The organism is Janibacter sp. YB324 (assembly GCF_014217915.1).
GTDB lineage: Bacteria > Actinomycetota > Actinomycetes > Actinomycetales > Dermatophilaceae > Janibacter > Janibacter indicus.
Map to the genome: position 1 here is coordinate 925329 of NZ_CP060120.1, position 16826 is coordinate 942154.

The window sequence follows — 16826 nt, forward strand, 5'->3', positions numbered from 1 at the left end:
GGTCCGCGACGACCGGGGACGCCGCCCCCTTCGCCGGAACCTAGACTGTCCCGCATGGCTGACCTCTCTCGCGACGACGTGGCGCATCTGGCCTCGTTGGCCCGTATCGACCTCTCCGACGCCGAGCTCGACCGCATGGTCGGCGAGCTCGGGACCATCATCTCCTCCGTCGAGGCCGTGCAGCAGGCTCCGATCGAGGGCGTCGAGCCGATGAGCCACCCGATGCCGATCGTCAACGTCACCCGGCCCGATGTCGTGCGTCCCTCGCTCACGCCCGAGCAGGCCCTGGCGATGGCGCCGGCCTCCGAGGTCGGGCGCTTCGCCGTGCCGCGCATCCTGACCGAAGACTGAGCCCGAAGGACCCCACGTGAGCGACCCCACCCGTATGACCGCTGCCGCGCTCGCCGACGCGCTGGCCAGCGGCGACCTCTCCTCCGAGCAGATCACCCGCGCGCACCTCGACCGCATCGAGGGCGTCGACGAGCAGGTCGGCGCCTACCTCCACGTCGCGGGCGAGTCCGCGCTCGCCGAGGCCCGCGCGGCCGACGAGCGCCGGGCGAAGGGGGAGAGCCTCCACCGCCTCGCCGGCGTCCCGATCGCCGTCAAGGACGTCATGACGACGACCGGCATCCCGACGACGGCCGGGTCGAAGATCCTCGAGGGCTGGATCCCGCCCTACGACGCGACCGTCGTCAGCCGGCTCAAGGCGGCCGGCCTGCCGATCCTCGGCAAGACGAACATGGACGAGTTCGCCATGGGCTCCTCGACGGAGCACTCGGCCTACGGCCTGACCCGCAACCCCTGGGACCTCGAGCGCATCCCCGGCGGCTCCGGTGGTGGCTCGAGCGCCGTCGTCGCGTCGTGGCAGGCGCCCCTGGCGACCGGCACCGACACCGGCGGCTCGATCCGTCAGCCCGCGGCCGTCACCGGCTCGGTCGGGGTCAAGCCCACCTACGGCGGCGTCTCTCGCTACGGCCTCATCGCCATGGCCTCCTCGCTCGATCAGGCCGGCCCGTGCGCGCGCACCGTGCTCGACACCGCGCTGCTGCACGAGGTCATGGCCGGGCACGACCCGCTGGACTCGACGTCGATCGACCAGCCCGTGCCGGACGTCGTCGGTGCCGCGCAGCGGGCCGACGTCGCCGGGATGAAGGTCGGCATCGTCCGCGAGCTCACCGGTGAGGGCTTCTCTCCGCTCGTCCAGGCGCGCTTCGACGAGTCGGTCCAGCACCTCGTCGACGCCGGTGCCGAGGTCGTCGAGGTCTCGATGCCCAACGTCGTCCACGCGCTCGGCGCCTACTACCTGATCATGCCGAGCGAGGCGAGCAGCAACCTCGCCCGCTTCGACGCGATGCGCTACGGCCTGCGGGTCGGGCCCGAGGGCGTCGACGCCCCGAGCGCGGAGCAGGTCATGGCGGCCAGCCGCGACGCCGGCTTCGGCGACGAGGTCAAGCGCCGCATCATCCTCGGTACCTACGCGCTCTCCTCCGGCTACTACGACGCCTACTACGGCAGCGCGCAGAAGGTCCGTCGCCTCATCGCCGACGACTTCGCGCGGGCCTTCGAGACCGCCGACGTCCTCGTGTCGCCGACGGCCCCGACGACGGCCTTCCGCTTCGGCGAGAAGTCCGACGACCCGATGGCCATGTACCGCGGCGACATCGCGACGATCCCCGCCAACCTCGCGGGCGTGCCCGGCATGTCCCTGCCGAGCGGCCTCGCCGAGGACGGTCTCCCGGCCGGCTTCCAGATCCTCGCGCCGGCGATGGCCGACGACCGTCTCTACACCGTCGGCGCCGCCCTCGAGCAGCGCCTCGTCTCCGCCTGGGGTGGGCACCTGCTCGAGCAGGCCCCCGAGCTGGCCATCACGAAGGGAGCCTGAGACATGGCGAGCACCACCACCGACGCGGTCCTCGGGTACGACGAGGCCCTCGCCACCTTCGACCCCGTCATGGGCCTCGAGGTCCACGTCGAGCTCGGCACGGCGACGAAGATGTTCTGCGGCTGTGCCACCGGCTTCGGCGCCGAGCCCAACACCCAGACCTGCCCGGTCTGCCTCGGCCTGCCCGGCGCGCTGCCGGTCGTCAACGCGACCGGTGTCGAGTCCGCGATCCGCATCGGCCTGGCGCTCAACTGCCAGATCGCCGACTGGTGCCGCTTCGCCCGGAAGAACTACTTCTACCCGGACATGCCGAAGAACTTCCAGACCTCGCAGTACGACGAGCCGATCGCCTTCGACGGCTACCTCGACGTCGAGATCCCGGGACAAGATGGCGAGACCTCAGAGATTTTCAGAGTCGAGATCGAGCGCGCCCACATGGAGGAGGACACCGGCAAGAGCATGCACATCGGTGGTTCAACCGGACGCATCCAGGGCGCCGAGTACTCCCTCGTCGACTTCAACCGAGCCGGCATCCCGCTCATCGAGATCGTCACCCGCCCCATCGTCGGCGCGGGCGAGCGCGCCCCCGAGGTCGCCAAGGCCTATGTCGCCGCGCTGCGCGACCTGCTGCGCGCCCTCGACGTCTCCGACGTCAAGATGGAGCAGGGCTCGATGCGCTGCGACGTCAACCTCTCCCTTCGCCCCAAGGTCGGCGACGACCCGGCTGCGCAGGCCCAGCTCGACGTACCGCTCGGCACCCGCACCGAGACCAAGAACGTCAACTCCCTTCGCTCCGTGGAGCGGGCGGTGCGCTACGAGGTCTGCCGCCACGCCGCGGTCCTCACCGACGGCGGGTCGATCCTGCAGGAGACCCGCCACTGGCACGAGGACACCGGCGTCACGACGAGCGGCCGCGAGAAGTCCGACGCCGAGGACTACCGCTACTTCCCCGAGCCCGACCTCGTGCCGGTCGCGCCGAGCCGCGACTACGTCGAGCAGCTGCGGGCCACCCTGCCCGAGCCGCCGGCCCAGCGCCGCAAGCGGCTGCAGGGGGAGTGGGGTTACTCCGACCTCGAGATGCGTGACGTGCTCAACGCCGGCGCGACCGAGCTCATCGAGGCCACCGTCACCGCCGGCGCCAAGCCGCAGGCCGCGCGCAAGTGGTGGCTCGGCGAGCCGTCCCGCCGCGCCAACACCGAGGGCGTCGACCTCGCGACCTACGCCGAGCAGACCGGCGTCACGCCCGAGCACGTCGCCGAGCTCGAGTCGCTCGTCGGCTCCGGCCGGCTCAACGACAAGATGGCCCGTCAGGTCCTCGAGGGTGTCCTCGACGGCGAGGGCACCCCGACGGCCGTCGCCGACGCCCGCGGGCTCGAGCTCGTCCAGGACGACGGCGCGCTCGAGGCCGCCGTCGACAAGGTCATCGAGGCCAACCCCGACGTCGCCGACAAGATCCGCGGCGGCAAGGTGCAGGCCGCCGGCGCGCTCATCGGCCAGGTGATGAAGGAGATGAAGGGCCAGGCCGACGCCGGCAAGGCCCGCGAGCTCATCCTCGCCAAGCTCGGCGCCTGACGCAGGCAGCACGAAGGGGACGGTGCCGGGTCGATCCGGCACCGCCCCCTTCGTCATGGTGCTGGTCAGACCGGGCCGTACCCGGAGATCTGGCCGTACCGGGTCGTCCCGGCGAGGATCGGCTTGCCGGCGAAGCTGCCCTGCGGCCGCGCGGCGCGCCACCAGGAGTAGAAGGTCCCGTCGCCGTCGTCGGTCGGTGGCTCGGTGGCGTAGAGCGTGAAGCTGGCGTCGAAGGGCCACGACCTCGACCCGCTCGTGCCCATGAGGTAGCCCCTCTGGGTGGCCGAGCTGCCGCTCGAGCTGACCCAGCCGACCTTGTTGCCGCCCTGGTTCTTGAGGTAGATCGTCTGCCGGTGCGTGCACCGGGACGAGGCCCATCGCGGCGAGACGGTGGCGCCGCTCGGGCAGTAGAAGGATCGGATGAATCCGCTGACCTTGCCGTTGTCGGTGCGCAGCCGCACCTGGTGGCGGTTGCCCTTGATGGGCGAGCCGAACTCCACGGTCCAGGCCCCGCCGAGGACGACCTCGGACAGGGCGGCCTTGTGGTGGCTCGTCGGTGGGTACTCGTCCGGCGCGGCCTGCGCCGGTCCGGCGAGGGCCAGCCCCGCGGTCATGAGTCCGGTGGTGGCGATGGCGCTGAGCGTCCGCTGCATGGCGGTGTCCTCTCGTGGTGGCGTGCTTCCCCGATGACGCACGCCTGCCTCCATGGACCCACCGTGAGAGGGGGCCGTCCATGGGTACCCGTACTCACCGGATCCGGTCCACCTACGATGACGCGCATGGTCACCGTCTCCTTCCCCGACAGCACGTGGCGCGACGAGGTCGGCCCGATCGACGGCGTGACGGCCGTCGTGTGGGACCCGCAGGAGGCTCCGCCGCAGGAGTCGGTCGACGTCTACATCGCGCCGTACATGACCAAGCCCGCGGGCGTGGCCGTCGTCGCGGAGCAGCCGTCGGTGCGCCTCGTGCAGCTGCTGTCGGCCGGCTTCGACAACATGCTCCCGGTCCTGCCGGAGGGGGTCTCCCTCGCCAACGCGAAGGGGGTCCACGACGCGGCCACCGCAGAGCTGGCCCTGACCCTCGTCCTCGCCTCGCAGCGTGGGTTCGACGACTTCGCGCGCGCCCAGGCGCAGGGGGAGTGGACCTCCCGCCACGTGCGCCCGGGCCTCGCCGACAAGCGGGTACTGCTCCTCGGCTACGGCTCCGTGGGCCGGGCGATCGTGGAGCGGCTCGTGCCCTTCGAGGTGTCGGTCACGGCCGTGGCCTCGCGGGCGCGCGCCGGCGACGATCTCGTCGACACGGTGCACGGGGTCGACGAGCTGGCCTCTCTGGCACCGCAGCACGACATCATCGTCTCGGTGCTGCCGGGCTCCGACGCCACCCACCACGTCTTGGGCGAGGAGCTGCTGAGCTCGCTGCCCGATGGCACGCTCGTGGTCAACGTCGGCCGTGGGCCGGCGCTCGACACCGAGGCCGCCCTGCGGCACGCGGGCCGCCTGCGCTTCGCCCTCGACGTCACCGACCCCGAGCCGCTGCCGACCGGGCACTCCCTGTGGTCGGCACCCGGTGTCATCATCAGCCCGCACGTCGGTGGGATGACCCACGCCTTCCGCCCCCGCGCGGTGGCGCTGCTGCGTCGCCAGCTCACCGCTCTCGCAGCGGGCGAGCCGCCGATCAACCTCGTGCACGAGGGTTGACCGGCGGCTCGGCGGCGACGCTGACGCGAATCCGTCAGAGGCGGCCGAAGCTATCGTCGCGGTCGGGCTGCAGCGGGGCGCCGTTGACGTGGCCTTTGACCCAGAAGGGCTGACCACCCTCGGACATCCGGTAGATGCTGAGGTTGAGGGCCACGACCCGCGATGCGGTCGAGGTCCGGCTCTTGGCGAGCACGGGCGGGCAGTAGTAGGAGCGGATGTAGCTGCCCTTGGTCACGTAGCCGTTGACGGTGTCGAGCACCACCTGGTGTCGGTTGCCGGCGAAGCCCTCGGCCTTGCCCACCGCGACGCTCTGGCTCGAGGTGGCCCAGTCGTTGTAGCCGCCCGCCGTCGTCGAGTCCGGTTGCGCCGCACTTCAGATCTGACCATTTCCTGACGATCCGGCTCCCGTGAGAGGTCGCCGCGCCGACCCGTCAGGGGTGGCGCGTCGGTGTGCTCCGGGCCACACTCGCTCTATGACGACGTCAGCAGAGGACCGGACCCTGATCCTGCTGCGGCACGCCGACCCGGAGCCGGGCCGTGCCGGTCAGGACGACCGCGAGCGACCCCTGTCGGAGCACGGGCGCAACCAGGCCGCCGACGTCGGTCGGTGGCTGCGCGAGCAGGGGCTCGGCTGCGACGAGGTCATGTGCTCGCCCTCGCTACGCACCCGCGAGACGATGCAGGAGCTCGCCGCGGCCGGGTGCCCGGAGGCTGAGGTGCAGATCGAGCACCGGCTCTACAACGCCGACGCCGACGACGTGCTCTCGGTGATCCGGGGCTCGACCAACGACGCGAGCATCCTGCTCGTCGTCGGTCATGCGCCGGGGCTGCCGGCTGCGGCCAGTCTGCTCGCCGACGGTGAGGGCAGCGAGGAGGCGCACGAGCGACTGAGCGGCGGGTTCCCGCCGGCCGCTGCGGCCGTGCTGCGCTTCTCGGGGCACTGGGACGACCTCGACTTCGGGGCCGCGGCGCTCGACGACTTCCGCACACCCTGAGTGGGGAGAGCTCCCCTTCCCAGGTGAGGACCGATGCGCAAGACTGCCCTCGGCGACCACAGGGGACGCCACCTCACCAGGGGAGAAGACACATGAAGACAGTGCTCCGTCGCGCTGCAGTCATCGGCGCCACGACGATGACCGCGGCCACGCTTGCCGTGCCTGCGGCCCAGGCAGCGCCGACCGCTGACAGCTCGGCCTCGGCCCGCACCTACTACGGTGCGATCGCCCTCAACAGCCGCACGCTCGCCGTCGGCACCTCGGTCAATGCCAAGACCGCCACCAGCGCCAAGAGCGCGGCGCTGTACCGCTGCAAGAAGTACAGCTACTCGTCTTACTGCCGCAACGTCGTGTGGGTGAGCAATGGCTGCGCCGCCGTCGCCGTCAAGTACGACACCAAGGGCCGCCCGGTCCGCTACGCCAGCGCCTACGGCAAGTACAAGTGGCCCACGGTCCGCCTGGCCAAGAAGCGCGCCATGGGCAGCTCGACCGCCGGCACGGTCAAGACCCGCGCCTACGTCTGCACCACGCGCTACTACTGACAGACCGCGCTCCGCACGCAGGGCCGTCCCGACACCGTCGGGGCGGCCCCGCGCCGTACCCGGGTCACCTGGTGAGCACGGTCTCCTGATCCACGGCGAGCAGCTTGTGCGGGTTGCGCACAATGTAGGCCGCGGTGACCCGACCCTGCGTCACGGCAAAGGTGACGATCGCCTCGAGCGCGCCGTCGAGCTCCAGGCGAAGGGCGGGGGCGCCGTTGACGAGGACCGGCGCACCCCGTGTGGCCGCCACATAGACGCCGGTGAGGAAGCGCAGGACCTTGTCCACGCCGACGATGGGGCGCAGGGCGGCCTGCTTGACGCCGCCGCCGTCGGTGAGCAGCACGACCTCGGGGTCGAGCACGTCGACGAGCAGTTGCAGGTCGTCGCCGGCGACCGCCGCGAGGAAGCGCTCGACCACTGCCTGCTGCTCGGCGACCGTGACCTCCCGGCGCGGTCGACGGGCCGCGACGTGCTCGCGCGCCCGGTGCGCGATCTGCCGCACGGCCGCAGGGCTGCGAGCGGTCGCCTCGGCGATCTCGTCGTAGGGCAGCTCGAAGACCTCGCGCAGGACGAAGACCGCCCGCTCCGTCGGGCCGAGGGTCTCGAGGACGAGGAGCATCGCCGTCGAGACGCTCTCGGCCAGCTCGACGTCTTCGGCGACGTCGGGAGTGGTGAGCAGCGGCTCGGGCAGCCACGGGCCGACGTAGTCCTCGCGACGTCGGCTGTGCGCCCGCAGGGCGTTGAGCGACAGGCGCGTGGTGATCCGCACGAGGTAGGCGCGGGGGTCGTGCACCGTGTCGGTCACGCGGGACCAGCGCAGCCAGACCTCCTGAAGCACGTCCTCGGCGTCGGCGGCTGACCCGAGCATCTCGTAGGCGACGGTGAAGAGCAGGTTGCGGTGGGTCACCCACGCGTCGGTGCCGGGGTGGAGGCTCACCCGGTCACCGTCCCATGTCCGTGCCCGTGCCGGCGAGGGGCAGCTCGCACACGTCGGAGTAGCCCTGGCTGGCCAGGCCGGCGGCGCAGTTGAAGCGGGAGCGTTCGTTCTCCACCGCGATGATCATCGTCAGCTCGACGAGCGCAGGGGTGCCGAGCTGCTCGCGCAGGCTCGTCGACATCTCGTCGGTGACCGTCGGCGGGGTGGCGGTCATCGCCTCGGCGTAGCCCATGACCTCGCGCTCCAGGGGTGAGAAGACGTCGGACTGGCGCCAGCGCGGCACCTCCCGGACCTTGTCGAGGTTGAGACCGTCCTCGTGGGCGACGTAGTAGCCGAAGTCCAGGCACCACGAGCAGCCGATGACCGCGGCGGAGGCCATGACGGCGTAGGACTTCAGGTGCGGGTCGAGGGCGTCCCAGCCGGCGACCTTGCGCTCGAAGCCGAAGACGCTCCACGCCACCTTGCGGTCGTGGGCCAGGACGTAGGCGTTGTCGGGCACCTCGCCGTAGAGGCGTCGGCAGATCGCGACGACGAGACGGCCGAAGGGGGAGGACATGTCGTTGCGAGGGATGCGGAAGGTGCTGGGCACGGTGGTCTCCTGGGTCCGTCGGCCCCGGGTCGGGCCGCTCACCATGGAGACACCGCTCGCTCTGCGGGTGTGACAGGCGGTCGGTGAGCGCCCAGTCACAGGGGCAGCGTCAGATGACGGAAGGTCGAGACGACCTCCATCCCCAGGTGCTCGTAGAGACCCAGTGCGCCGGTGCTCATGCGAGCCAGCGTCTTCCCTTCGCCCTCGTGTCGTCACCCGAGTTGTCGTGGGTACCGCTCCCCATGGCGCGTCCGGCGACGCAGCGGCAGGATCGGATCAGACCGGAAACCGCCACGTACACAAGGGGAACCGTGAGCCAGCAGACCAGCACGACCGACGGTGGGACGCCCACCCAGCCCACGACGAACCACCCCAAGGCGCTGCCGAAGCCCTTCTGGGTCGGACTGGCCTTCGCGCTCGCCGCATTCGTGGTCCACCTGTCGTCCACGCGCACGAGCAGGGTCAATGGCGTCGTCGTCGAGTGTTCCTACATGGACTACTTCGCGCTCCTCGCGGCCGTGGCCGTCGCCGCGTGCGCGGTGGCCGTCGCCAAGACGGCCTTCGCGCGACACAACCCGTGGTCGAAGATTGCCCGCCCGACGCGCGGTCTGCTCTTCGGCGCCAGCGCGGTGCTCCTCGTCTTCGCGGTCGTCCACGTGCTCCGGGGGCTGGGGATGCTCGGCGGTCCCTGCTGAGCCGCCGCCCGGCTCCCGACGGCCGCGTCCCACATCGTGGGCGCGGTTGTCTCATTCATTGACACGCTCGCTGCCGCGGGAGAGAGTTGTCCGCATGGCCCTCCTCCTCGTACTTCCCCGGCGCGCTGCCTGAGCGACGACCCGTTCGTCGACGCAGCGCGCGCCCTTCACGTCCGGACCAGGACTGAAGGGCTTTTTCATGCCGGGAGAAGATGTGAGGAGCAGGACGGATGGCACGGCAAACCGAAGGACACACGGTGACTGACACGACCAGCAGCGCCCCGACCCCGGCAGCGCTGGCGCGCCGGGCGGAGGCCCGACCGACCCCAGAGCAGGTGACCGGAGCGCAGAGCCTCGTCCTCTCGCTCGAGAGCGTCGGTGCCGAGGTCGTCTTCGGGATCCCCGGTGGCGCGATCCTGCCCGCCTACGACCCGCTGATGGACTCGGTCAAGGTGCGTCACATCCTCGTGCGGCACGAGCAGGGCGCCGGTCACGCCGCCGAGGGCTATGCCTCCGCGACCGGCAAGGTCGGCGTGTGCATGGCGACCTCCGGGCCGGGCGCCACCAACCTCGTCACGGCCATCGCCGACGCCCACATGGACTCGGTCCCGATCGTCGCGATCACCGGGCAGGTCGCCTCGAGCTCGATCGGGACCGACGCCTTCCAGGAGGCGGACATCCGCGGCATCACCATGCCGATCACCAAGCACAACTACCTCGTGACCGACGCCGCGGAGATCCCGCGGGTCATCGCCGAGGCCTTCCACATCGCGAGCACCGGCCGACCCGGCCCCGTCCTCGTCGACATCTCCAAGGACGCGCTGCAGGCCACCACCACCTTCGCGTGGCCGCCGCAGATCGCCCTGCCGGGCTACCACCCGGTGACGCGTCCGCACGCAAAGCAGATCCGTGAGGCCGTGCGCCTCATGGCCGGCAGCCGTCAGCCGGTCCTCTACGTCGGCGGCGGCGTCATCCGCGCCGGCGCCGCGGAGGAGCTGCGACGGCTTGCCGAGCTGACCGGCATCCCGGTCGTCACGACGCTCATGGCCCGCGGTGCCTTCCCCGACGGGCACCCGCTGCACCTGGGCATGCCCGGCATGCACGGCTCCGTCGCCGCGGTCACCGGTCTGCAGCGCAGCGACCTGCTCATCGCCCTCGGCGCCCGCTTCGACGATCGCGTCACCGGCCAGCTGTCGTCCTTCGCCCCCGGGGCCAAGGTCATCCACGCCGACATCGACCCGGCCGAGATCTCCAAGAACCGCGTGGCCGACGTGCCGATCGTCGGTGACGCCAAGGCGATCATCGGCGAGCTCATCGCCGCGATCGAGGCGGGCGAAGGGGAGGCCGCCAGCATCGGCCCCGACCTCTACCGCGACTGGTCGGCGACGACGACGCGGTGGTCGCAGGACTACCCGGTCGGGTACACCTCGCACGGCGAGGGTGCCCTCATGCCCCAGCAGGTCATCGAGCGGCTCGGCGCGATCGCCGGCCCCGAGGCGATCTACGCCGCCGGCGTCGGCCAGCACCAGATGTGGGCGGCGCAGTTCATCGGCTACGAGCGCCCCAATGCCTGGCTCAACTCCGGCGGCGCCGGCACGATGGGCTACTCCGTGCCGGCCGCCATGGGAGCCAAGGTCGGCGAGCCCGACAGGGTCGTGTGGGCCATCGACGGCGACGGGTGCTTCCAGATGACCAACCAGGAGCTCGCGACCTGCGTCATCAACGACATCCCGATCAAGGTCGCGGTCATCAACAACTCCAGCCTGGGCATGGTCCGGCAGTGGCAGTCGCTCTTCTACAACGAGCGCTACTCCAACACCGACCTGCACACCTCGGTCGGCAGCCGGATCCCCGACTTCGTCAAGCTCGCCGACGCCTACGGGTGCGTCGGGCTGCGCTGCGAGCGTCCCGAGGACCTCGACGCGACGATCGAGCAGGCGATGGCGATCAACGACCGCCCCGTGATCATCGACTTCGTCGTCGAGCGCGACGCCATGGTGTGGCCGATGGTCCCCGCCGGCGTGAGCAACGACGCCATCCAGATCGCCCGCGACGCCGCCCCCGAGTGGGACCGCGAGGAGTCCGAGGCGATCGAGCAGTCCACCGACGCCGACCACGACGGCAAGTGAGGTAGCGCCACCGTGAGCACCAAGCACACTCTGTCCGTCCTCGTCGAGAACAAGCCCGGCGTCCTCGCCCGGATCTCGGCGCTCTTCTCCCGGCGCGGGTTCAACATCGACTCGCTGGCCGTCGGCCCGACCGAGCACGACGAGATCTCGCGGATGACCGTCGTCGTCGACGTCGAGGACCTGCCGCTGGAGCAGGTGACCAAGCAGCTCAACAAGCTCGTCGAGGTGCTCAAGGTCGTCGAGCTCGACCCGCTCGCGTCGGTGACCAGCCAGATCGTCCTGGTCAAGGTCCGCGCCGAGGCGAGCAACCGCAGCGGCATCCTCGAGACCGCGCAGATGTTCAAGGCCAAGATCGTCGACACGACGACCGACGCGATGACCCTGCAGGTCTACGGCAACTCCGACAAGATCGCCGCGATGCTCGAGATCCTCGAGCCCTACGGCATCAAGGAGCTCGTCCAGTCCGGCGTCGTGGCCATCGGCCGCGGCCCCCGCTCCATCACCGACCGCTCCCGACACTGACCCCCCCTTCGTCCCCGTCCGTCCGAGGTGACGGGAGACGATGACGACCACCCCCGACTGCACCACCACGACACAAGGAAGGAGAAGTGCCCCATGGCCGCCGAACTGATCTACGACGACGACGCCGACCTGTCCATCATCCAGGGCCGCAAGGTTGCCGTCATCGGCTACGGCTCGCAGGGCCACGCGCACGCGCTCAACCTGCGCGACAGCGGCGTCGACGTGCGCGTCGGCCTCAAGGAGGGCAGCAAGAGCCGGGCCAAGGCCGAGGCCGAGGGGCTGAAGGTCCTCACGCCGCGCGAGGCCGCCGCCGAGGCCGACGTCATCGTCATCCTCGCCCCCGACCAGGTCCAGCGTCACCTCTACGCCGACGACATCGCGCCGGAGCTGAAGGACGGCGACGTCCTCGTCTTCGGTCACGGCTTCAACGTCCGCTTCGGCTACATCCAGGCGCCCGACGGCGTCGACGTCATCCTCGTCGCGCCCAAGGCGCCGGGCCACACCGTGCGTCGCGAGTTCGTCGACGGCCGCGGCATCCCGGACATCATCGCCGTCGAGCAGGACGCCTCGGGCAAGGCCTGGGACATCGCTGCCTCCTACGCCAAGGGCATCGGTGGTACCCGCGCCGGCGTCATCAAGACGACCTTCACCGAGGAGACCGAGACCGACCTCTTCGGCGAGCAGGCCGTCCTCTGCGGTGGCATGTCGCACCTCGTCCAGGCGGGCTTCGAGACGCTGACCGAGGCGGGCTACCAGCCGGAGATCGCCTACTTCGAGGTGCTCCACGAGCTCAAGCTCATCGTCGACCTCATGTGGGAGGGCGGCATCGCCAAGCAGCGCTGGTCGATCTCCGACACCGCCGAGTACGGCGACTACGTCTCCGGCCCGCGGGTCGTCGACGCCAAGGTCAAGGAGTCGATGAAGGGCATCCTCGCCGACATCCAGGACGGCTCCTTCGCCAAGCGCTTCATCGAGGACCAGGACAAGGGCGCCAACGAGTTCCAGCAGCTGCGCGAGCAGGAGGCCGGTCACCCGATCGAGGCGACGGGCAAGGCGCTGCGGGCGCACTTCGCGTGGCAGTCCGGGGACGACGACTACACCGAGGGCTCAGCCGCTCGCTGATCCACCACCTGACCCCCGACGCGGTCACCCCGCGGACGGTCCCCGACGGGGGGCGCCCACCGGCTCACCAGCCGGGGCGCCCCCTTCGTCGTGCTCCGGCCCTGCTCCAGGAGGCGGGTCACCGGGCCCACGTGGTGGGTCAGGTCCGGCAGCGCGATGACCGCAGGGGGCGATGGTGGTGACTACGCCCCTGCTCCACGAGGCGGGTCACCGTGACCCACGTGGTGGAGCAGGGCCGTAGTGCGCGGGAGGCCCCGCCGTCGGCGGCCCCGGCGGTGCTGACCCGTGTGGTGGAGCAGGACCGCCGTGCGTGGACCGGGCTTCGCGAGGTCGGTCAGCCCGCCAGGTGGCCCCACGTGGGGGAGAGCTCGGCCCAGGGCCCGACGGCGGCGGCCCGACCGCCGACGAGGACGACGACCCGGTCGGCCTGCTCGAGCGCGGCGCGCTTGGACGTCGCGCCGATGACCGTGGCGCCGCGGTCGCGCAGACCGCGCCACAGGGCGATCTCGGTCGTCGCGTCGAGCGCCGAGGAGACGTCGTCGGCGAGGAGCAGCTCGGCCTCGGTGGCCAGCGCCCGGGCCAGGGCGAGACGCTGGACCTGACCGCCCGACAGGCGCACACCGCGGTGACCGACGAGCGAGTCGGGACCGCCGGCGGCGGCGACGTCCTCGCTCAGCCGCGCCAGCGCGACCGGCTCGTCGAAGGGCCGCTCGTGCCCGAGCCGGACGTTGTCGGTGAAGGTCCCCGAGAGCACCCGCGGTACCTGGGCGACGTGGGCGACTCGGCCGGGGCGCAGGGTGCGCTGCGCGTCGGTGACGGGGGAGCCGTTCCACAGCAGGGCACCGCGGTGGTCGACGAGCCCGGCGAGGGCCGCGAGCAGGCTCGACTTGCCGGACCCGACCTGCCCGACGAGCAGGACGAGCTCGCCGCGCTCGACGCTCAGGTTGATGTCGCTCGCACCGACGGTGCCGTCGTCATGGACGACGCTGACATCGCGCAGGTCGAGTCGCTGGAGGGGCTCGCGCCCGCCCTCGACGGGAGCGGGAGCGCTGCCGTCGACGAGGTCGACCCCCTCGGGCAGGTCCATCAGGTCGACCCCGCCGGCGAAGCGCGCGGTCTCTGCCTGCCACGCCCGGGTGCCGGGTGCCTCGGTGACGACCATGCTCGCGACGCGGCCGAACCAGTCGAAGCCCATGACCGCCCCCGAGACGAGGATGGCGGTGCCCAGGCCCCATCCGCCCGCGACGTGGATCCACCACGTGACGACGACGCCGCACTGGACCATGACGAGCGGGACGGCGTCGAGCACGGCCTGGACGCGGTGCTCGCGCACGGCTGCCTCGACGCGGCCGCCGTCGACCTCACGCAGGCGCCGGCGGACGAAGGGGGTCGCCGCCGCGAGCTTGATCGTGCGCACCGACTCGAGGGCGGAGACGACCGCCCGACCGAAACGTGCCCGAGCAGCCGACGCCGCCGCGGCCGAGCGCCCGGCGATCGGTCGACCGAAGGTCGCCGCGCCGGCCGAGGTCGCCATCACCGTGAGCAGGACGGCGCCGGCGACCCAGGTGCCGGCGAGCACCGCGGTGAGCGCGGCGATGATCAGGCCGTTGATGAAGTCGACCCACCGGTCGGCGTAGCGCGCGTAGCGGTCGGCGTCCATCGACCGGGCGACGACCTCACCGGGAGGCGTGCGCGGCAGTCGCTCGGCGCGGGTCTGCCCGACGAGCACGGCCATGCGGGTGCGCAGCATGACCTCGATCCACCAGCGCGGGTAGCGGTAGAAGGCCGAGGCGCTGAGGAAGGGCACGACGAGCAGGCAGACCACGAGGACCGCGCCGAGCAGGGTCGGGGTGCGACCCGCCTGGAGGTCCTCGACGACGGTGCCCCACACGAGACCGGTGATCGCGCCCTGCGCGCCGAGCACCGACATGAAGAGGAAGCACAGGGCGCCGGCGATGCCCCACGTCGGCTTGACCGACAGGGCGTGGGCGATGCCGCGGGCCAGCGAGGGTCCGCTGCCGATCTCGACCGCCTCGGGGGGAGTGGTCGTGCGGCGTCGACCGCCGACCGGGTCGAGGTCGGCGTGGTCGACCTCGACGGACGAAGGGGGCTGCTCGCCCGGTGCCGCCGACGCCAGGTCGGCCTCGGCCCGGCTGTCGAGCAGGAGGCTGCGGAAGGGGCCGGGCTCTTGGGCGAGCACGGTCCGGCGGCCCTGCTGGATGACCTGACCGTGGTCGAGCACGACGACGTGCGGGGCCCGCTCGATGGTGTTGAGCCGGTGGGCGATGAGGACCCCGGTGCGGCCGACGAGCAGACGGTCGGCGGCCGAGACGACCCGGCGCTCGGTGAGCGGGTCCATGCGGGCGGTCGCCTCATCGAGGACGACGACGCGCACGTCGCGCACGAGCAGCCGGGCGAAGGCGACGAGCTGCTCCTCGCCCGAGGACAGCGTCGTGCCGCCGGGGCCGAGGAGGGTGTCGAGCCCGTCGGGCAGACCCTCGACCCACTCGCCGAGCCCGAGCTCGCGCACGGCGGACTCGACGTCGTCGCGCGGGGTGTCGTCGAAGAGGGCGATGTTGTCGGCCAGAGAGCCGGCGATGATCTCGGTGCGCTGGGTGACGACGCCGACATCGGTGCGCAGCAGCTGCAAGTCGATCTCGCGCACGTCGACCCCGCCGACGAAGACGCTGCCGCGTGGCGGCTCGACGGCCCGCGAGATGAAGGAGGCGAGCGTCGACTTGCCGGACCCGGTGCGCCCGACGAGGGCGACCGTCTCGCCGGCGGGCACGCTGAAGGTCACGTCGCGCAGCGCGAAGCTGCCCTCGGCGTACGAGAAGTCGAGCCCGCGCACCTCGACGGCCAGCTGCGCGCCGGAGGGGACGGGGGCGCCCCCCTTCGGCTCCGGCTCGACGGCCAGCATCTGGCGCAGGCGGATCACGGCACCGAGCCCGGCCTGCAGGTCGGGCAGCTGGTGCGAGAGCTGGTTGATCAGGCCGACGAAGGTCGAGGTGACGATGAAGAGGGTGACGAGCGAGCCCACCGAGAGCGAGCCGTCGACGGCGAGGGCGATGCCCGTGACGCCGATACCCGCCAGGAGCGTGTGGAGCAGGAGCCCGGCCCGACGCGCGAGCCGACTCTCGAGCACGAGCACGTCGGCGAAGCGGGCATGCACCCGCGCGGTGATCGTCGCCAGGCGCTGGACCATGTGGGCCTGACCCAGGCTGGTGCGCAGGTCGTCACGCCCGGCGATGCCCTCCTCGAGCGCGCTCGCGTGGTCGGTCCAGGCCATCTCCTCGATGACCTTGCGGCGGGAGATCTCGCCGAGCAGCGGGCGCACGGCGAGCCCGGTGACGAGCGCGAGCAGCGGGAAGAGCAGCCACGCCGGCCACCACGTCACGCCGGCGACGACCCACATCGGGATCACGGAGAAGGCGGTGCGGGCGAACATCCACACCTGCCAGCGCATGAGGTTGCCGACCTCGTGGGTGTCGTCGTCGACGCGGTCGAGGATCTCGCCGGCCGCCTGCTCGGAGAGCGTCGCGACGGGCTGGGCGAGCGCCGCGTCGAGCAGGTCGTCGCGCAGCACGCCCTCGGCCCGGTCGGACAGCCCGACCCACACGACCTTGCCGAGGTTGTCGACGAGGGCGCCCCCGATGACGAGGACGGCGAGGACCTGGACGAGAGCGGTCGTCGGGGTCTCGGCGAGCCGGCCGACGACGACCGTGCCGAGGGTGAGCGAGACCGCGGCCAGGGCCGAGCACACCAGGGCCGCCGCGGCCGCGGGCGAGCGCATCCGACGCCAGTCGACGGTGCGCTCCGGCGGGGTCGGCGCGGTGGTGGGGTGCGGCGGGGCGGTCCGCTCGAGGGTCTGCGTCATGGCCGCTCAAGGCTATGTCCGCTCACCGACACCGCGCCTCCGATTTTTCGAGACGGTGGTCCACGGAGCGGACGGGGCATTCCGTGGCGGGAGGGGAGCCGCGTACCGTCGGACGATCGGCAGCCGCACCCGGCCACGCCCCCTTCGCACCACCGGCACCCCCACCCACGTCGTGCCCACCCGAGTCACCGCACGATCACGAGGAGCCGTCATGAGCGACGAGGCCGCCGAGGCACGCCGCGCCCTCCAGGAGAGCCTGGACCGCCG

At 71.7% G+C, this 16826-nt stretch carries 15 protein-coding genes; 10 read left to right on the forward strand and 5 right to left on the reverse strand.

Annotation, left to right across the window (positions count from 1 at the left end):
• Positions 1–54 precede the first annotated feature (54 nt).
• From gatC to gatB, 3 genes are read left to right on the forward strand one after another with little or no spacing between them, the layout of a single operon-like run.
• Positions 55–351, forward strand: coding sequence for an Asp-tRNA(Asn)/Glu-tRNA(Gln) amidotransferase subunit GatC (gatC, locus tag H7A72_RS04555; RefSeq protein WP_072624058.1), 297 nt, complete (start codon positions 55–57; stop codon positions 349–351).
• Positions 352–367: 16 nt separating this feature from the next.
• Positions 368–1882 (forward strand): Asp-tRNA(Asn)/Glu-tRNA(Gln) amidotransferase subunit GatA, encoded by a 1515-nt coding sequence (gene gatA / locus H7A72_RS04560; RefSeq protein ID WP_185221794.1) that lies wholly within the window; start codon positions 368–370, stop codon positions 1880–1882.
• A 3-nt stretch (positions 1883–1885) separates the two neighbouring features.
• Positions 1886–3454 (forward strand): Asp-tRNA(Asn)/Glu-tRNA(Gln) amidotransferase subunit GatB, encoded by a 1569-nt coding sequence (gene gatB, locus H7A72_RS04565; RefSeq protein WP_185221795.1) that lies wholly within the window; start codon positions 1886–1888, stop codon positions 3452–3454.
• A gap of 65 nt (positions 3455–3519) precedes the next feature.
• Here the strand turns inward: gatB and H7A72_RS04570 are convergent, their stop codons facing one another.
• Complete coding sequence (locus H7A72_RS04570) at positions 3520–4107, reverse strand: hypothetical protein (RefSeq protein ID WP_185221796.1); 588 nt, start codon at positions 4105–4107, stop codon at positions 3520–3522.
• Between the two features lie 126 nt (positions 4108–4233).
• On the opposite strand from H7A72_RS04570, the gene H7A72_RS04575 reads away from it, so the two are divergent.
• Positions 4234–5151, forward strand: coding sequence for a 2-hydroxyacid dehydrogenase (locus tag H7A72_RS04575; protein WP_370543559.1), 918 nt, complete (start codon positions 4234–4236; stop codon positions 5149–5151).
• A 34-nt stretch (positions 5152–5185) separates the two neighbouring features.
• Here H7A72_RS04575 and H7A72_RS04580 read toward each other — a convergent pair whose 3' ends face one another.
• On the reverse strand, positions 5186–5452 hold the full coding sequence (locus H7A72_RS04580; protein WP_072624063.1) for a hypothetical protein: 267 nt from the start codon (positions 5450–5452) through the stop codon (positions 5186–5188).
• A 172-nt stretch (positions 5453–5624) separates the two neighbouring features.
• Between H7A72_RS04580 and H7A72_RS04585 the strand changes: the two genes are divergently transcribed.
• Both H7A72_RS04585 and H7A72_RS04590 read left to right on the forward strand, forming a co-directional pair.
• Complete coding sequence (locus H7A72_RS04585) at positions 5625–6146, forward strand: histidine phosphatase family protein (RefSeq protein WP_084449423.1); 522 nt, start codon at positions 5625–5627, stop codon at positions 6144–6146.
• 92 nt (positions 6147–6238) lie between these two features.
• Positions 6239–6688 (forward strand): DUF4189 domain-containing protein, encoded by a 450-nt coding sequence (locus tag H7A72_RS04590; protein ID WP_185221798.1) that lies wholly within the window; start codon positions 6239–6241, stop codon positions 6686–6688.
• A gap of 64 nt (positions 6689–6752) precedes the next feature.
• Here the strand turns inward: H7A72_RS04590 and H7A72_RS04595 are convergent, their stop codons facing one another.
• Positions 6753–7625: an RNA polymerase sigma-70 factor gene (locus tag H7A72_RS04595; protein ID WP_072624066.1), complete on the reverse strand. Its 873-nt coding sequence runs from the start codon at positions 7623–7625 to the stop codon at positions 6753–6755.
• A gap of 4 nt (positions 7626–7629) precedes the next feature.
• On the reverse strand, positions 7630–8214 hold the full coding sequence (locus H7A72_RS04600; RefSeq protein ID WP_072626135.1) for a carboxymuconolactone decarboxylase family protein: 585 nt from the start codon (positions 8212–8214) through the stop codon (positions 7630–7632).
• Positions 8215–8525: 311 nt separating this feature from the next.
• Here H7A72_RS04600 and H7A72_RS04605 point away from each other — a divergent pair, with 311 nt between their 5' ends.
• The 4 genes from H7A72_RS04605 to ilvC all read left to right on the forward strand — a co-directional run bounded on the left by H7A72_RS04605 (position 8526) and on the right by ilvC (position 12682).
• Positions 8526–8909 carry a hypothetical protein gene (locus H7A72_RS04605; protein WP_084449424.1) on the forward strand — a complete coding sequence of 128 codons (384 nt, stop codon included), beginning with the start codon at positions 8526–8528 and terminating at the stop codon, positions 8907–8909.
• Positions 8910–9139: 230 nt separating this feature from the next.
• Positions 9140–11038 carry an acetolactate synthase large subunit gene (locus H7A72_RS04610; protein WP_084449425.1) on the forward strand — a complete coding sequence of 633 codons (1899 nt, stop codon included), beginning with the start codon at positions 9140–9142 and terminating at the stop codon, positions 11036–11038.
• 12 nt (positions 11039–11050) lie between these two features.
• Positions 11051–11560 (forward strand): acetolactate synthase small subunit, encoded by a 510-nt coding sequence (ilvN, locus tag H7A72_RS04615; protein WP_072624069.1) that lies wholly within the window; start codon positions 11051–11053, stop codon positions 11558–11560.
• A 93-nt stretch (positions 11561–11653) separates the two neighbouring features.
• Positions 11654–12682 carry a ketol-acid reductoisomerase gene (ilvC, locus tag H7A72_RS04620; RefSeq protein WP_185221799.1) on the forward strand — a complete coding sequence of 343 codons (1029 nt, stop codon included), beginning with the start codon at positions 11654–11656 and terminating at the stop codon, positions 12680–12682.
• Positions 12683–13016: 334 nt separating this feature from the next.
• Here ilvC and H7A72_RS04625 read toward each other — a convergent pair whose 3' ends face one another.
• Positions 13017–16559 (reverse strand): ABC transporter ATP-binding protein, encoded by a 3543-nt coding sequence (locus tag H7A72_RS04625; RefSeq protein ID WP_185221800.1) that lies wholly within the window; start codon positions 16557–16559, stop codon positions 13017–13019.
• Positions 16560–16826: the final 267 nt, after the last annotated feature.